This window comes from Yinghuangia aomiensis, from assembly GCF_039542225.1.
Lineage (GTDB): Bacteria > Actinomycetota > Actinomycetes > Streptomycetales > Streptomycetaceae > Yinghuangia > Yinghuangia aomiensis.
The window spans coordinates 1-17,053 of the sequence record NZ_BAABHS010000006.1 but is presented as its reverse complement, the minus strand read 5'-3'; the positions used below and the strand labels follow the sequence as shown (position 1 = coordinate 17,053).

9 protein-coding genes are annotated in these 17,053 nt (G+C 71.2%); 6 read left to right on the top strand and 3 right to left on the bottom strand.

The window, feature by feature from the left end:
• Positions 1-2: 2 nt before the first annotated feature.
• A complete protein-coding gene (locus ABEA93_RS09625; RefSeq protein WP_345674956.1) occupies positions 3-869 on the bottom strand; it encodes a polysaccharide deacetylase family protein in 867 nt (288 codons plus the stop codon).
• A 1,040-nt stretch (positions 870-1,909) separates the two neighbouring features.
• Between ABEA93_RS09625 and ABEA93_RS09620 the strand changes: the two genes are divergently transcribed.
• The 3 genes from ABEA93_RS09620 to ABEA93_RS09610 are packed head-to-tail and all read left to right on the top strand — an operon-like array spanning position 1,910 to position 4,657.
• Positions 1,910-2,734 carry a polysaccharide deacetylase family protein gene (locus ABEA93_RS09620; protein WP_345674955.1) on the top strand — a complete coding sequence of 275 codons (825 nt, stop codon included), beginning with the start codon at positions 1,910-1,912 and terminating at the stop codon, positions 2,732-2,734.
• On the top strand, positions 2,727-4,001 hold the full coding sequence (locus tag ABEA93_RS09615) for a glycosyltransferase (RefSeq protein WP_345674954.1): 1,275 nt from the start codon (positions 2,727-2,729) through the stop codon (positions 3,999-4,001). The genes ABEA93_RS09620 and ABEA93_RS09615 overlap by 8 nt, the downstream gene beginning before the upstream one ends.
• A complete protein-coding gene (locus tag ABEA93_RS09610; RefSeq protein WP_345674953.1) occupies positions 3,998-4,657 on the top strand; it encodes a sugar transferase in 660 nt (219 codons plus the stop codon). The genes ABEA93_RS09615 and ABEA93_RS09610 overlap by 4 nt, the downstream gene beginning before the upstream one ends.
• 55 nt (positions 4,658-4,712) lie before the next feature.
• Here ABEA93_RS09610 and ABEA93_RS09605 read toward each other — a convergent pair whose 3' ends face one another.
• Positions 4,713-5,675: an O-antigen ligase family protein gene (locus tag ABEA93_RS09605; protein ID WP_345674952.1), complete on the bottom strand. Its 963-nt coding sequence runs from the start codon at positions 5,673-5,675 to the stop codon at positions 4,713-4,715.
• A 197-nt stretch (positions 5,676-5,872) separates the two neighbouring features.
• Here ABEA93_RS09605 and ABEA93_RS09600 point away from each other — a divergent pair, with 197 nt between their 5' ends.
• The gene (locus tag ABEA93_RS09600) at positions 5,873-6,541 is read left to right on the top strand and encodes an acetyltransferase (RefSeq protein ID WP_345674951.1); all 669 of its coding nucleotides are present in this window, start codon (positions 5,873-5,875) and stop codon (positions 6,539-6,541) included.
• Positions 6,542-6,656: 115 nt separating this feature from the next.
• Here ABEA93_RS09600 and ABEA93_RS09595 read toward each other — a convergent pair whose 3' ends face one another.
• The gene (locus ABEA93_RS09595; RefSeq protein ID WP_345674950.1) at positions 6,657-7,595 is read right to left on the bottom strand and encodes an NAD-dependent epimerase/dehydratase family protein; all 939 of its coding nucleotides are present in this window, start codon (positions 7,593-7,595) and stop codon (positions 6,657-6,659) included.
• Between the two features lie 489 nt (positions 7,596-8,084).
• Here ABEA93_RS09595 and ABEA93_RS09590 point away from each other — a divergent pair, with 489 nt between their 5' ends.
• Entirely contained in the window at positions 8,085-11,312 is a 3,228-nt protein-coding gene (locus ABEA93_RS09590) for a DUF4082 domain-containing protein (RefSeq protein WP_345674949.1), read from the top strand.
• A 115-nt stretch (positions 11,313-11,427) separates the two neighbouring features.
• On the top strand, positions 11,428-16,791 hold the full coding sequence (locus tag ABEA93_RS09585) for a DUF4082 domain-containing protein (protein WP_345674948.1): 5,364 nt from the start codon (positions 11,428-11,430) through the stop codon (positions 16,789-16,791).
• Positions 16,792-17,053: the final 262 nt, after the last annotated feature.

The window sequence follows — 17,053 nt, the reverse complement described above, 5'->3', positions numbered from 1 at the left end:
GTTCATCCCTTGCCTCGCAACCCGTGCACGGCGGGGTGCAGCCCGGACAGGATCGTCTCGAACCGGTCGGGCGGCGTCGACGTGGCGACCCGCAGCCGCGAGATCCGCAGGCCGTGGTCCGGCACTCGCGGCGACAGCCGATGATCGAACAGGAACGCGGACCGGTAGCCCAACTCGTCCAGCACCCGTTCGGCGCGGACGTCGAAGTTGCCGTTCGGGTACGCGAACGACTGCGGGGCCCGACCCAGGATCTTGGCCAACGCATCGTGTGCCACGGTGATTTCGGCGCGTACGTCGGCGTCGGAGCAGCGGTCGAGCAGCGGGTGGGTGAGCGAGTGGTTCTCCACCCGGACGCCGCCCGCGTCGAGCGCGCGGACTTCGGCGGTGGTCAACTGCGTTTGGCGGACAGGTTCGTGCCCGTCGCGGAGCCCGGCGATCGCGGCGAGGCGCTCGGCGTCGGGCACCTGCTTGAGATGCCGCAGCCACTGCGCGGCGGTCCGGCCGTCGCCGGCGTCGGCCGCGACGAGGCGTTCGACCTCGTGCCACCAGAACGGCGTGTCGGTGTCGAGCAGCGACGGGATCACGAACGCGACCGCGGGGACGCCGCGTTCCTGCAGCAAGGGCAGCCCATGCTCGTAAACGCTGCGCTCGCCGTCGTCGAAGGTGATCAGCACCGCGCGCCCGGGCAGCGGCCGACGCGTCGCGACGGCCATCTCCACGTCGTCCAACGACACGGGCCGAGCGATCCGCAGCAGCCGGTCCAACTGCCGGGCAAAGCCCGCGGGATCCTCGACCCCGTGGTACCCGAGCACGGCCAGCCGCCCGACCGCCCGGCTCCCGAACCACCACTGCGCGGGAGACCGGCGCATGACCAGATCCCCGCCGCCCCGCAGTTTTGCGCGCACGTCCGCTCGCACGATTCGCCCCTACCCGATCCCCACCCGGCCCCGCCACCCCGGCGGAGTCCTCCCCACCCGCACGGTAACAACGGACGAGAGACGCCGTCAGCCGGTTGCGAATTGCTGTGGACGCGACGGGGGGTGTGCGCGGCCGCGGCGGGCCCACCTGGGGACAACCCGGCGCGCTTGCCGACGAGACTTGCGGCTACCGCCGTGCGGGCCTCGTCAACACCACGCCCGCCGGCTCCGATCGCCTTGATTCACAACACCGCACGGCCCACCCCCGGCGACACGCAGACCCGCCTGCCTGCGACCGCCCGCCGCGCCTGGTGCCCGTGGACGCGATCACCGCCGAAAAACACCTCGGGTCTCAACCCCTACGCCCGCACAGCTTTCGCGCCTCGCTGTTCCCCGCCCAGCCGACCCCCCTCCGGCCCCGTGGCCTGCTCCCCCACCGCACACCCCCGATGCCAACCACGGATCCCTGGTCCGCATCCCCCCACCCGATTCGCCTTTTCCGCACCGCACTTCCGGAAATCCCGTGAAACCGCCCGCGGGGCGGCTTGCGGGGCTCTAGGCTGACTCGCGAGGGAGCTGTGTCCGGGTGGGGGAGCATCGGGACGCGGCTCACGACCGCGCCTCGGCACTGCTCACGCCGGGGCCGAGAGACGCTGGGGTCTCATGGTGGGGGCGGAATTATCCGTGCGCCGCGACCGGGGTGTCGTCCGCACGGGACCGAGGACGGCCGCGGCTCCGCGGCCGGCCCCGGACGCACCGTCGGCGGCGGGCCGTTGAACGCCCGCGGATCACTCCTGCCCGCGCAAAGTCCGCCGGGCCGGAGTCCGGCCGCCGCGCCATCTCGCCGTGCCCCCCGTGTCTCCGGATCCCGCCGAGCCGTCGCCGAAGCCGGCGCCGAACCACCGCACCGTGACGATCCGCAGGGGGCACCAGCACGTGAGTGAGCACAGCGAGTCGACCGCACCGGCATCACCCCGCCGCGAGCCCGCCCGATGAGCCCCGCGATCGGCGGCGACGGCGTCCGCGCCACGCTCAAGCGCGGACTCGCCGCCGTGGCGGGCAGTCGGCCCGCCGCCGGGACCACCGCACTCATCTACCACCGGGTCGGCGGCGGTACCCGCGACGAACTGGACCTGCCCACCGACCGGTTCGTCGAGCAGCTCGATGTGCTTGCCGACCTGCACCCGGGCACCGTCGTCCCGCTCGACACCGCGCTCGACCGCCTCGACGGCCACGACCGCACGCCCTCCGTCGTCCTCACGTTCGACGACGGGTTCGCCGACGTGTACGACAACGCCTGGCCGCACCTGCGCGACCGCAAGTTCCCCTTCGCCCTGTACCTCGCCACCGGCATGGTCGGCGGCGAAATGCGCTGGGAAGGCTCCACCGGCACCAGCGCCGGCGCCGCGGCGCTCACCTGGGAGCAGCTCGCCGAGATGCACGCGAGCGGCCTCCTCACCGTCGGCAACCACACGCGGTCGCACGCCCGTCCCGAACACCTGACCGAAGCCGAACTCGACGCCGCCTCCGACGACATCGACGACCGGCTGGGCATACGCCCCGACCACTTCGCCTACACCTGGGGCGTCCCCGTCCCGGCCATGGAGCACCAGCTCCGCCGCCGCTTCCGCAGCGCCGCCACCGGACTCCTCGGCCGCAACCTGCCCGGCACCGACCGCATACGCCTGCACCGCGTCCCGGTACGCCGCACCGACCCCACTGCCTTCTTCCGCGCGAAGCTCAGCGGCGACCTCGGACCCGAACGTGCGTACGCCCGCGTCGTCACCCTCGGCAAACGGGCAGGTGCCCGTGCCTGACACCGCACACCCGGCGCCGCCCGCGCCCGAGTACCTGCCGGCCGGGCTGCTCGTCCCCACCGGTCCCGGCGGCCGCCCGCTGCGCGTCGCGCACCTCACCACCGTCGACATGAGCCTCGCGCTGCTGCTCCGCACCGAGCTGCAGGTCGACGTGGCCGCCGGTTTCGAGGTGTTCGGGCTGAGCGCGGGCGGCCCGTACGTCCCCGAGGTCGAGGCCCTGGGCGTCACCCACGTCCCGCTCGACGCGCTCACCCGATCGTGGGATCTCGCCCGCGACGCCGCGGCGGCTCGCGAACTCGCCGCCCGGCTGCGCGACCTGGACCTCGACGTCCTGCACACGCACAACCCGAAGACCGGCGTCCTCGGCCGCCTCATCGGCCGCGCGGTCGGCATCCCGGTCGTCGTCAACACCTGCCACGGCTTGTGGATCCGCCCCGGCGACCCGTGGCCGCGCAAGGCGTTCGTGCTCGGCGCGGAGAGCGTCGCGGCCCGTGCCTCGCACGCCGAGCTGTACCAGAACGCCACCGACCACCGGACCCTCGCCCGCGCGGTGCCCGCCTGGCGCTCCCGCGTCGTCGGCAACGGCACCGACCTCTCGCGCTTCCGCCCCGACCCGGACGCCCGCGCCCGGATCCGCAAGGAACTCGGGGTCGAGGACGGCGAGCTGCTGGTCGGCGGCGTGGGACGACGCGTCGCGGAAAAGGGCATCGCGGAGTACCAGGAAGCCGTGGGGGAGCTGGTACGCCAGGGGCAGGGCGACGCCCGCTTCGTCTGGATCGGCCCCGAGGACCCCGACAAGCCCGACGCCTACAACGACGCCGCCGCGCACGTCGAATACCTCGGCGGCCGCTCGGACATGCCCGACGTCTACGCGGCCCTCGACCTGTTCGTCCTGCCCTCCCACCGCGAAGGCTTCTCGCGCTCCGCGATGGAGGCCGCCGCGAGCGGCGTGCCGATGGTGCTGACCGACATCCGCGGCTGCCGCGAGATCGGCACGCACGACGAGCACCTGCTGCTCGTCCCGCCCGGCGACCCCGCGGCCCTCGCCCGCGCGATGGACCGCATGCTCGGCGACCCCGAGCTGCGAGCCCGGCTCGCCACACACGGACGCGCCCGCGCGCTCGCCGAGTTCGACCAGCGGCGCGTCGCCGCCACCTCGATCGACACCTACCGGGCCGTCGCCCGCCGCAAGGGACTCCGCTGGGAGACCCGGACCGTTTCCACCAGCCATCCGCAGAAGCACGACAGGGGAGGGGGCACGGCATGATGCGCAGGGTCTTCGACGTCGCGGTCGCCGCGCTGACGCTGTTGCTGCTCGGCCCGGCGATGCTCGTGATCGCCGTCCTGATCCGCGTCACCATGGGCGGACCCGTCCTCTTCCGCCAGACCCGCAGCGGTCTGCACGGGCGTGACTTCCGGATTCTCAAGTTCCGCACCATGCGCCATCCGCGCTATCCCGACGAGCCGGACGCCGACCGGGTCAGCAAAGTCGGGCAGATCCTGCGCACTACGAGCATGGACGAACTCCCGCAGCTGATCAACGTCCTGCTCGGCGACATGGCGGTCATCGGCCCGCGCCCCACGCTGCCCGAACAGGTCGCGCACTACACGCCGCGGCAACGCGGCCGCCTGGACGTGCGCCCCGGACTGACCGGCTGGGCGCAGGTCCAGGGCCGCAACGCGCTCAGCTGGCCGGCGCGGATCGAGTACGACCTGTACTACGTGCGCAACCGCAGCTACCGGCTCGACCTGCGGATCCTGTTCCGCACCGTCGGCGTGCTGCTCAAGCCGCAGGGCATCACCGGCGCGGGCGGAGTGAACCCCGGGTTCCCCATTCCGGTGCAGATCCCGGCGCAGGCCGAACGCCACGCGGCGGCGCAGCGGGTGCGGCACGAACCGATCCCGGCCGAAGAAGCGTCGTAAGTCGTCACGTGTGCGCGCCGACCGCCGCGGGGCCGTGCACCGGCCCCGCGGCAGGTCAGCGAATCCCCTTCTCCAGCACCGGGTCCGGTACCGCCGTCCCCACGCCGAGCACCACGCCGAGCGCGATCAGCACCCCGCCGAACTCGGCCACGTAGTCCATCGACGCCTGCACGGCGAACGCGGTCAGTGTCACCGCCCCGACGGCTACGATCGCCGGATCCTGCCGGGACCGCCACAGCCGCACGAAGGCCCACCCCACCAGCGCCACCATCGCCGCCAGCCCCGGATACCCCTGCTCGGCCGCCTGCCGCAGCCACAGCGAATGCGCTGCCTGGGTATCGGAATCCGCCCGCGCCGTGGGGCTGTTCGCGACGAACGTGCCCGGCCCGGTGCCGCGCACCGGATTGGCCGCCGCGAGCGTGAGCGCGTCGTGCCACACGTCCAACCGCCGCTGGGTCAGGCCCTCCTCGGCCGTCAGCCGCACCCCGGACATGTGCTGCACCTTGTCGCCGCCCAAATACACGGTGCCCAAGGCCATCGCCGCTACGCACACCGCACCCGCGACCACCAGCGTGCCGCGCCTCCGCGCCGCCGTTGCCGTCAGGCCGATCACCAGGATCGCCACCCCGCCCAGCGCCGCCGCCACCGACTTCGTCGCGAACGCACCCAGCACCAACAGCCCGGCCAGCAGATGCATTTCGCCACGCCGCCGCTCGTTGGGCGCGGCCAGAGCGGCCAAGCAGGCGGCACCCACGGCCTGCGTGGCCAAAGCGCCGTTGGCGTTGCCGTAACCGAGCGGCTCGGCGAGCGCATGGCCTGACAGCGCATCCGGCGACATCAGGAATACCACCGCGACCGCGCCCGCCACGGCCGCACACGCGCCGTAGGCCGACCGCTCGCCCGCGATGCGCCCCACCGCGTAGGCCGCCGCCACCGTCAGCAACCCGAGCAGGAAGTTCTCCGGGCTCGACGGCCGTCCCGCCGCGGCGACCAGCGTCCACACGCCGACCGCGGCCACCGTGACGGCGCCGAGCAAATCCAGCCGCGAAAGGGAGAAGTTCCCCGTGTCAAGCCGCACTGTCACTCCCAGCAGCCCCGCACGTGCCGCGCGGTACCGCCTCAGTCGTCGCCGTACGCCGGGCCACCGGAGCCACGCTCCGGCGCGGTCGCGGGTCATCGCCCGCATCCCCGCCCGCCGCACGGCAGGATGAGCGCATGTCGTTCCCCAGCGCCGGATCCGGCGCCGTCGATCCCCGCCACCTCGCCGGCGCCCCGGGAGCGGGCCCGCTGTACATCGCGGGGGCGGGCGGCGTCGGCCGCGAAGCCCTCGACGCCGCGATTGCCGCGGGCGTGCCCGTCGAAGCGTTCCTCGATGACGCCGCCGCGGGCGGCAAGGTCCGCGGACTGCCGGTCATGCGGCCCGACGAGGCGCCCCGGGGGAGCAGCTACCTGATCGGCATCGCCAATCCCGAGGTACGCCTCCGCCTCGCCGCCCTCCTGGACGCGCAAGGCCTGCTCCCCGTCACGCTGATCCACCCGCGCGCCGTCGTCGCCCCCGACACGCGCATCGCCGAAGGCTGCCTCGTGCTCGCCAACGCCCACGTGTCGAGCAGCATCACGATCGGCCCGCACAGCCAGGTGCACTACAACGCCACCGTCGGGCACGACGCCGTCCTCGACGCCCGCGCGACCGTCTATCCGGGCGCGAACGTGTCCGGCAACGTGCACCTCCGTGCCGGGTCGACGGTCGGCAGCAACGCCGTGGTCCTGCAAGGCCGCACGATCGGCGAAGGGGCGTTCGTCGGCGCCGGCGCGGTGGTCACCCGCGATGTCGCCCCCGGCACCGTCGTGATCGGCTCCCCGGCCCGGCCGCTGCCCGCCTGAGCGCCGCCGCCCGGTCGAGAGCCGGTGCCCGGCTGAGCCCTGCCGCCCGGCCAAGCCCGTCTGCACAGCCAAGCCCGTTTGCACGGCTAAGCCCGTCTGCACGGCCGAGCCCGCCTCAGGACGCTTGCCGCGAACGGAACCAGGCCACCGTCTCGGCGAGACCGTCTCTCAGCTCCACGGCGGGCGCGTCCGGGAACAGCCGGCGCAGCTCCGCGCTGTCCGCCTGCGAGTCGCGCACGTCGCCCGCGCGCGGCGCCACGTGCGTGACGTCGACGGGATGCCCGAGCACGTCCGCCAGCAGCGCGATCAGCGCGTTCAGCGACGTCCGGGTGCCCAGCGCCAGGTTGACCGGGCCGTCGTTCGTCACCCGGCGCAGCACCGCGTCCGCCAACACCCCGCACACCGTGGCCACGTTGGTGAAATCGCGGGTCTGCTCGCCGTCGCCGTGCACGGTCAGCGGGCGCCCGGCGAGCGCGGCGTCGATGAACCGCGGAATCACCGCGGCGTACGCGTGATCGGCGGGCTGCAGCGGCCCGAAGACGTTGAAGAACCGGAACGGCAGCACGGGCAGGTCGTAGCAGTGCCCGTAGGCCAGCAGGTACGACTCGGTGGCCAATTTGCTGACCGCGTACGGGCTCAGCGGCATCGTCCGCAGGTCCTCGCGCTTCGGCAGCACCGGGTTCCCGCCGTACACCGACGACGAAGACGCGGCCACCACATGGGCGTTGCCGGCCCGACGCGCGGCCTCCAGCACCATCAGCGTGCCCGTCGCGTTCGCGTGGTGGCTGGCCAGCGGGTCCTCGACCGAACGCGGCACCGACGGCAGTGCCCCCAAGTGCACGATCGCGGAAGCGCCGTCGCACGCCTTGTCCATCAACTCCACGTCGAGAAAAGTCCCGACGTGCACCGTGGCGGCGACCCCGGCCAGGTTGGCGAGCGATCCCGTGGACAGGTCGTCCACCACCACGACCTCGTCGATTTCCGGCGCGGCCACCAGCACCCGGGCGAGGTTCGATCCGATGAATCCGGCGCCGCCGGTGATCACGACTTTCATGCAGCCCCCCAGCGCATCGTTGCGACCGGCGACCTTGCGCCCCCACGACGTCGGCCGGTCCGGTGCAGGCATGCTACCCAGCGGTCCGCGGTGCCGGGGGAAGGTCGGCCAACCCGGCGACAAAGCGACCGCAATTCCGGCCTCGGACAAGGCCCGTCGACCAACCGGTGCGCCGCCTCTCCGCGTGCCGATCATGCCCGGACGCTTGTGCGAAAAGCCCACACCCTTACGGGGTAATGGCTCTGGCAACAGGCCCGAAACCCCCACATCGGCGAGTTTCTTGCGCAACACTGTGCCCAGGCATCTGCCGACGACGCTCACCCCCGACGGAATAGGGACCCGCGGGGGACGCCGGCAGGCGGCCCGGTGCGGTGTTCCAGGGGAGAGGAACCGCCCGGGTCCTATGGGGTAGGGGTCGCCATCATGCATTCCGCGGCAACACGCCGTCTCACACCGCACATTCCGGGGAAACCGCCCGGATCCACCCGGTTGCGACGGCGGAACCGTGCCGTATCACCGGTCTATCTGGCGCTGTTCGGGCTGCTCGCCGCCATGGCGTTCGTGCTGCCCTCGGCTTCGCGCGCGAGCGCCGGGCCGTGCGACGCGCCGGTCGTCAACCCGATCGTGTGCGAGAACAGCAAAACCGGAACAGCCCGCGCCACGTGGGACGTTACGGGCTCCGGATCGTCGTCGATCCAGGGCTACGCCACCGAGATCAGCATCAACGTCGGCGAGACCGTGCACTTCAAGGTCGACACGCCCGCCAACGCCTACCGGCTCGACATCTACCGGCTCGGCTACTACGGCGGCAACGGCGCTCGCAAGATCACCAGCGTGACCCCCTCCGTGCCGCTTCCGCAGAACCAGCCGGACTGCAACACGGACAACTCCACGACCGGCCTCGTCGACTGCGGCAACTGGGCCGAGTCGGCGTCCTGGGCCGTGCCGTCGGATGCCGTATCCGGCTACTACATCGCCAAGTTGGTGCGTACCGACGGAACCACCGGCGCCAGCCACATCGCGTTCGTCGTCCGCAACGACGCCTCCACGTCGAAGATGTTCATGCAGGCCTCCGACTCCACGTGGCAGGCCTACAACGCCTACGGCGGAAACGACCTGTACGTCGGGCAGCCCGCGGGCCGCGCCTACAAGGTGAGCTACAACCGGCCGTTCACCACGCGCGGCGACAACCCCGAGGACTGGCTGTTCAACGCCGAGTACCCGATGATCCGCTTCCTGGAGCGCAACGGGTACGACGTCTCGTACACCACCAACGTGGACTCCGCCCGCCGCGGCCAACTCATCAAGAACCACAAGGTCTTCCTGTCCGTCGGCCACGACGAGTACTGGTCCGCCGAACAGCGCACCAACGTCGAGGCGGCCCGCGACGCCGGCGTCAACCTCGCGTTCTTCTCCGGCAACGAGATGTTCTGGAAGACGCGTTGGGAGAACGGCGGGATGAACGCCGAAGGCGCGCCCTACCGCACGCTGACGACGTACAAGGAAACCCACGACGACGCCAAGACCGACCCGATCGGCCCGAACATCTGGACCGGCACCTGGCGCGACCCGCGGTTCTCCCCGCCCGCCGACGGCGGCCGCCCGGAGAACTCGCTGAGCGGCCAGCAGTTCATGGCCAACTGCTGCACGACCGACATGACGGTCAACGCGGCCGACGGCAAGATGCGGCTCTGGCGCAACACCCGCGCCGCGACCCTCGCCGCGGGCGCCACGACCACCCTCGGCAGCGGCCTGCTCGGCTACGAATGGGACGTCGACACCGAGAACGCGGCCCGCCCGGCGGGCCTGATCCGGCTGTCCACCACCACGCAGTCCGGCCAGATGCTGCAGGACTACGGCTCGAGCTACGCCGACGGCTCCGCCACCCACCACCTGGTCATGTACCGGGCGCCCAGCGGCGCACTCGTCTTCGGCGCCGGCACCATCCAGTACGCGTGGGGCCTGGACAACACCCGCACCACCGGAACCGGCAGCGTGGACACGGCCGTTCAGCAGGCGACGCTCAACCTGTTCGCGGACATGGGCGTCCAGCCCGGCACGCTGATGACCGGCATGACCGCGCCCACCGCGTCCACCGACACCACCCCGCCCACCTCGACCATCACCACCCCGGTCGCCGGGCAGGGCGTCCAGGTCAACCAGGCTTTCACGGTGACCGGCACGGCGAGCGACGTCGGCGGCCAGGTCGCGGGCGTCGAGGTGTCCGTCGACGGCGGCGCCACGTGGCACCCGGCCAACGGCCGCACCTCGTGGACCTACACGTTCACCCCGACCACCAACGGGCCCCTCACCATCAAGTCCCGGGCCACCGACGACAGCGTGCGCACCGAGACGCCCGGCGCCGGCGTGAACGTCACCGTCGCCACCAACGTCCCGCCGCCGCCCGTCACCTGCCCGTGCACCATCTGGCCGGACGGCACCACTCCCGCCGGCGGGCCCGACCCCGAATCCACCGCGGTCGAACTCGGCGTCAAGTTCAAGCCCGACCGGGACGGCTACATCACCGGCGTCCGCTACTACAAGTTCGCCGAGAACACCGGCACCCACGTCGGCCACCTGTGGTCCTCGTCCGGCACCAAGCTCGCCGAGGCCACCTTCACCAGCGAATCCACCAGCGGCTGGCAGCAGGTCAATTTCTCCACGCCCGTCGCGGTGACCGCCAACACCACCTACATCGCCTCCTACCTCGCCCCCAACGGCCGGTACGCGGGCGACGAGAACTACTTCGCCAACGCCTACACCCGGGCCCCGCTCACCGCGCTCGCGAGCGGCTCGTCCGGCGGCAACGGCGTCTACCGCAGCGGCGGTGGCTTCCCGAACGCGACGTGGAACTCCGCGAACTTCTGGGTCGACGTGGTCTTCACGACCAACTCCACCCCGCCGCCCGTCGGACCCGCGGTCACCGGCAAGACCCCCGCCGCCGGAGCCACCGGCGTCGCCACCGGCACCACCGTGACCGCCACCTTCGACAAGGACGTCCAACCCGCGACCATCGCGTGGAACGTCACGAAGCCCGACAACACCGCGGTCACCGGCACCGCGACGTACGACAGCGCCACCAAGACCGCGACGTTCACCCCGAGCGCCGCGCTCACCGCCGGCACCGCCTACACCGCCAAGGTCAGCGGCGCCAAGGACACCAACGGCACCGCCATGAACGCCGTGACCTGGACGTTCACCACGGCCGGCAGCACCCCGCCGCCGACCTGCGCGCCGTGCACCATCTGGCCCGCAACCACCGTGCCGGGAACTCCGGCCGACCCCGAGGCCATACCGATCGAAGTCGGCGTCAAGTTCCGCACCGACGTCAGCGGCAGCATCACCGGCATTCGTTTCTACAAGGGCACCGGCAACTCGGGCACCCACGTGGCCCACCTCTGGTCGGCCACCGGCACCCTGCTGGCCACCGCGACGTTCAGCGGCGAAACCGCCACCGGATGGCAGCAAGTCACGTTCGCCGCCCCGGTGCCGGTCACCGCGGGCACCACCTACGTCGCGTCGTACTACGCGCCCGGCGGCCACTACGCCTCCGACGACAGCGGGCTCGCCAACCAGGCCGGCACCGGCCCGGTCAAGGCCCTCGCGGACGGAGCCGACGGCGGCAACGGCGTCTTCAAGGCGGCCTCCGGCGGCGGATTCCCGACCGACACCTGGAGCGCCAGCAACTACTGGGTGGACGTGACGTTCACGAGCTGACCGGGCTCGCCACGGGTCCGGCGGACCCGGCTCGTACGCCACCGGGCGGGGTGCCTCACACGAGGCACCCCGCCTTCACCCCATGTCGAACTTCCATGCGAGGAGAACCTCACTCATGGCACGCCGCCACGCGCCGCCACACCGGCGATCCCTGCGATCGCCCATCGCCTTCCTGACCGGGCTCCGCCCGCGGCTCGCCTTCCTGACCGGGCTCCGCCCGCGAACGCGCCGCCGCAAGACCGCCGCGCTCTCCACCGTGACCACCGCCCTGGCGGCCGTGGCCGCCCTCGTCTTCACGCTGTTCTCGCCGCTCACCGCACAAGCGGCGCCGTGCAGCCCCTGCTCGCTGTTCGGCACCACCAACCCCGGGATCGGACCGGACTCCGAAGCCATCTCCGTGGAACTGGGCGTCCGCTTCGTGCCCAAGACCAACGGCACCGTCACCGGCGTCAAGTTCTGGAAGGACGCCGCCAACACCGGCATCCACAAGGGCTACCTGTGGGACGCGGGCACCGGCAGCAAGCTCGCCGAGGTCACCTTCGGCGGCGAATCCGCGTCCGGCTGGCAGCAGGCGCTGTTCTCCGCCCCGGTCAACGTGACCACGGGCAGCACGTACATCGCCTCCTACCTGGCCCCCAACGGCCGCTACACGGCCACCACCGGGTTCTTCAACACCGCCTTCGACAGCGAGCAGCTCACCGCACCCGCCACCGGCGCGCAGGGCAACGGCGTCTACCAGGCGGGCTCCGGCGGCGGCGTCATGCCCAACAACACCTGGAACGGCAGCAACTACTGGGTCGACCCGATCTTCCAGCCGGGTGTCGACGCCACCGCGCCGACCGTCACCGCGACGAACCCGGCGAACAACGCCACCGCCGTGCCGATCAACTCCAGCCTCGGCGCGACGTTCAGCGAAGCCGTCCAGGCCGCCACCGTCACGTGGAGCGTCAAGAAGGCCGACAACACCGCGGTCACCGGCACCCCGACCTACGACACCGGCACCCGCACCGCGACCTTCACACCGAGTGCGAACCTCGCCCTGTCGACCGCCTACACCGCGACCGTCAGCGGTGCCAAGGACACCGCGGGCAACACCATGGCCCCGGTCACCTGGACCTTCACCACCGCCGCGACCCCGCCGTCGACCACCACGTTCAGCATCTTCACCGGCAACGAAGCCGTCGCCACCCCGGACAACGACAACTCGCCGAACGAACTCGGCGTCCGCTTCCGGCCCACGCAGAACGGCTTCATCCGGGCGGTCAAGTTCTACAAGAGCAACGCCAACACCGGCCCGTTCACGGTCAGCCTGTGGAACACCGCCGGAACACGCATGTCCGGCGTCGACAACGTCACCAACCTCAGCGGCTCCGGGTGGAAGACCGTCACCCTGCCCAACCCGGTCGCGGTCACGGCCAACACCGACTACATCGCCTCGTACCACACGATGAGCGGCAACTACGCCTACGCGAACGGCTTCTTCTCCGGCCAGTCCGCGGGCAACGCCAAGATCACCGCACCCGCGAGCACCGGTAGCGCACCCAACGGCGTCTACAAGTACTCCAGCAGCACCACGTACCCGACCGACACGTTCGACGACAGCAACTACTGGGTCGACGTCCTGTTCGACACCGACGGCACCGACACCACGCCGCCGACCGTCACCGCACAGCAGCCCACGCCCAACGCGACCGGCGTCCCAATCGCGATGCAGCCGAGCGTCACCCTCAGCGAGCCGGTGAAGCCGACCTCGGTCACCTTCACGCTCAAGCAAGGCAGCACCCCGGTCCCGGCGACCGTCCAGTTCGACGACCCGAACCAGCCCACCCAGGCCGTCATCCAGCCGAGCGCCGCGCTCGCCTACTCGACGGCCTACACCGTCACCCTCGGCGCCTTCCAGGACCTCGCGGGCAACACCACCTCCGGCACCACGTGGACCTTCACCACCGGCGCCGCACCGCCCCCGGCCCCCTGCTCGTCGCCGAACACCGGCCCGATCCTGGTGGTCACGGCCAACGCCAACCCCTACGCCTGCTACTACAGCGAAATTCTTCGCGCCGAAGGCCTCAACGCCTTCACCACCAAGGACATCGGCGCCGTCGACGCCACCGAACTGGCCAAATACACCACGGTCATCCTCGGCGACCTCGACCCGAACCCCGCCCTCGTCACCGCCCTGACCACCTGGGTGAACAACGGCGGCAACCTCGTCACGATGCGGCCGCGCGCCACCCTGTCCGCCCTCACCGGCCTCAGCGGCAACACCGGCGTACTCAGCGACGCCTACCTGAAGATCCAGGACACCACCGGCCCCGGCGCCGGCATCTACGCCGCCACCGCCCTGCAGTACCACGGCGGCGCCGACCAGTGGACGCCCGCGCCCGGCACCACCGTCGTCGCCGAACTCTTCAAGCGCAACGGCGCCGCCGACCCGGCCGGCATCGGCAAGCCCGCGGTCACCCAGCGCACCGTCGGCAGCGGCACCGTCACCTCCTTCGCCTACGACCTCGCCCGCTCGGTCGCCACGACCCGGCAGGGCAACCCGGCCCAGGCCGGCCAGGAACACGACACCCTGACCGACAACCTGCGCTCGACCGACATGTTCTACCGGGACTGGGTCGACCTGAACCGCGTCCAGATCCCGCAGGCCGACGAACAGCAGCGGCTCCTCGCCAACGCGATCGAACTCGTCAACCGCGAGAAGGCCCCCGTGCCCCGCTTCTGGTACTTCCAGGGCAAAGCCGGATCCGCGACGCCGGACCTCAACCCCGTCGTCCTCGTCTCCACCGGCGACCACCACAACTCGCCGCAGACCGGCATCACCTACCGCGTCACCAAGTACAACGCGAACAGCGACCCGGCCTGCGCCAACGCCGTCACCGCACCCCAGTACGTCAAGGACTGGCGCTGCATGCGCGGCACCTTCTACATCTGGGACGCCTCGGGCGACGCCACCTCGTCCGCGGTCAACAACTGGAAGGGCCAGGGCTACGAAGTCGGCCGCCACATCGCCGAGAACGGCGGTTGCATCGGCATCAACCCGGGCTCCTCGCAGTCCGTCATCACCTCGACGCTGACCAACGACTTCCAGGCCAGCCTCGACGACTTCCAGAACGGCTACGGCTACCTGCCGACCACCAGCCGAACCCACTGCATGACGTGGCCGGACTACAGCACGAACGCCACCGTGGAGTCCTCGTTCGGCATCCGCCTCGACACCAACTACTACTACCTGCCCGGCTCGTGGACGAACTCGTACGGCTCGCCCATGATGCAGAACGCGCCCGGCTACTACACCGGCTCCGGCATGCCGATGCGCTTCACCGACGTCAACGGCAGCATGATCGACGTCTACCAGGCGACGACCCAGCTCCACGACGAGTTCTGCCAGACCTACCCGACGCAGTTCAACACCATGGTCGATGGCGCCCAAGGCCCACAGGGCTTCTACGCCGCGATCACCCTCAACAACCACCTCGACGCGCGCCTGGCCAACACCAACGGCGGCTGCGACACCGTCGACCAGACCGCCATCCAGGACGCCGTCATCGCCGCGGCCAAGGCCAAGAACGTCCCGGTCATCACCGCAAAGCAGCTCCTGGAATGGACCGACGGCCGCAACCAGTCGTCGATCGCCAACCTGACCCGCTCCGGCAACAACGTCACCTTCACGGTCAACGCCAACGCCGCCGCCGCGAACCTCATGACGATGCTCCCGACCGCGGGCGCAGGAGGCACCACTCTCACCGGCCTCACCAAGGCCGGCGTCCCGGTCGCCTTCAGCAAGAAGACCGTCAAGGGCATCGAGTACGCGGTCTTCGCCGGCACCACCGGCGCCTACACCGCCACGTACGCCGCACCCGGCGCCGCCCCGCTGCAGGCCACCACCCTGCTGAAGACGACCGCGCCGCAGCAGCCCGCCGCCGCCCCGGCGCCGGGCACCGCACCTCAGGTGAGCACCCTGACCGCCACACCCAAGCCGGACGGCACCGCGGCCTTCTCGTGGACCACCGACACCGGCTCCACCACCGAGGTCGCGCTCGGCACCAAGCCCGACGCCCTGGCCCCGGCCCGGGTGATCGGCGAGAACGCCGGCACCCACCAGGTCACCGTCGGCGGACTCAAGCCCGACACCACCTACTACTACCGGGTCACCTCCGTCGACGCCGGAGGCCGCCGCACCATCGCACCGGACCCGGCACAGAAGCCCGCGCAGTTCACCACACCCAAGGCCGACAAGAAGGCCCCGAAGATCACCGACCAGGGCGCCGTGCCGTGGCCGGACGGCAGCGCCGTCCTCACCTGGAAGACCGACAAGCCCGCCACCTCCAAGGTGCTCGTCGGCCAGGGCCCCAACGCCATGACCGTCGCCGCGGACGACAGCGAGCCGACCACCACGCACAAGGTGACGATCAACGGACTCGTCCCCGGCCAGTCCTACGCCTTCAAGCTCGTCTCCAAGGACGCCGCGGGCAACGAGACCACCTGGTCCGGCAAGAAAGCCGACACCGCCCGCTTCGACATGCCGAAGTACGGCGTCAGCGAACACACCGGACCGACCTTCGCCACCGGCACCCGGGACGGCGGCACCGTCGTCGACGACACCGCGGGCGCGCTCACCCTGGGCAGCCAAGCCGCCCAGGACTTCGCCGACGGCACCGGATCCGGCCCGTGGGGCCAGGTCCCGATCTCGCCGAACGGCAAGACCAAGGTCACCGACGGCGCCCTCACCCTGGACGGCAGCGCGGCCGGCTCCGGCCTCGCCCCGACCTCGAACCGCCGCCTCGACTTCGACGCGGTCTTCGACGGCCCCGCCGCCCAGAACGCCGGTTGGGGCGAACCCGTCGCCGGACCCGCCGCCACCTTCGAATGGCGCGACGGCGCCCTGCACGCCCTCGTCGTCGAACCCGGCAACAAGAACCGCCAGGACAAGAAGATCGACGGGACCTGGAACGGCGCCCCGCACCGCTACAGCATCGTGCGTGATGGCGGCACCGTCCGGTTCCTCGTCGACGGCCAACAGGTCGCCGAGGTGAAGGCCAAGCTCCCACCGATGCAGGTCGGCGCCCGCGACACCGCCACCGACCGGATCCCGCTGCGCATCAAGCAGGTGAAGGACGGCGAACGCAAGACCGCCGGCAGCTACACGTCGCAGGTCCTCGATGCCACCAAGATGGTGAAGTGGATCCAGGCGAGCTGGCAGGCCGACCTCCCCAAGGGCACGTCCCTCAAGGTGTCGGTCCGCACCGGCAGCACCACCGCACCGGACGCCACCTGGACGCCGTGGCACGAAGTCGCGGCCGACGGCCCGATCGGCGGCGCGTCCCGGTACCTGCAATACAAGGTCGAGCTGGCCGGCACCGCCGACGCCGTCCCGACCCTGTACGGCATCGCGTTCACCAACGACGCGACCCCGGCCGCCGAGCCGGACGCCACCGCGCACCGCATGAGCGAGGTGCCGGAACCCGCCAAGAAGTAGGCGAACCAGCACGATTCACCCCCTCGGGCCCGCTCCTCGGAGCGGGCCCGAGGCCGTTTCAAACCTCCGCGGGGCCCCGATTTTGTGCTGCGCCCCGACCCGTGTAATGTTCTCGGAGTCGGCAGCGAGCCGAACAAAACGAAGAAGCGAAACGCCCGGAGAGACCGGTGAAAGGGTCTCAAAGGAAGCGTCCGTTCCTTGAGAACTCAACAGCGTGCCAAAAGTCAACGCCAAAGAATATCCCCGGCGTTCGCGGAAGCGG

What these genes read in the sequence shown, in the direction of transcription:
- ABEA93_RS09625 (WP_345674956.1), bottom strand. Translation starts at nt 869, where the DNA reads ATGCGCCGGTCTCCCGCGCAGTGGTGGTTCGGGAGCCGGGCGGTCGGG.
- ABEA93_RS09585 (WP_345674948.1), top strand. Translation starts at nt 11,428, where the DNA reads ATGGCACGCCGCCACGCGCCGCCACACCGGCGATCCCTGCGATCGCCC.
- ABEA93_RS09610 (WP_345674953.1), top strand. Translation starts at nt 3,998, where the DNA reads ATGATGCGCAGGGTCTTCGACGTCGCGGTCGCCGCGCTGACGCTGTTG.
- ABEA93_RS09620 (WP_345674955.1), top strand. Translation starts at nt 1,910, where the DNA reads ATGAGCCCCGCGATCGGCGGCGACGGCGTCCGCGCCACGCTCAAGCGC.
- ABEA93_RS09595 (WP_345674950.1), bottom strand. Translation starts at nt 7,595, where the DNA reads ATGAAAGTCGTGATCACCGGCGGCGCCGGATTCATCGGATCGAACCTC.
- ABEA93_RS09600 (WP_345674951.1), top strand. Translation starts at nt 5,873, where the DNA reads ATGTCGTTCCCCAGCGCCGGATCCGGCGCCGTCGATCCCCGCCACCTC.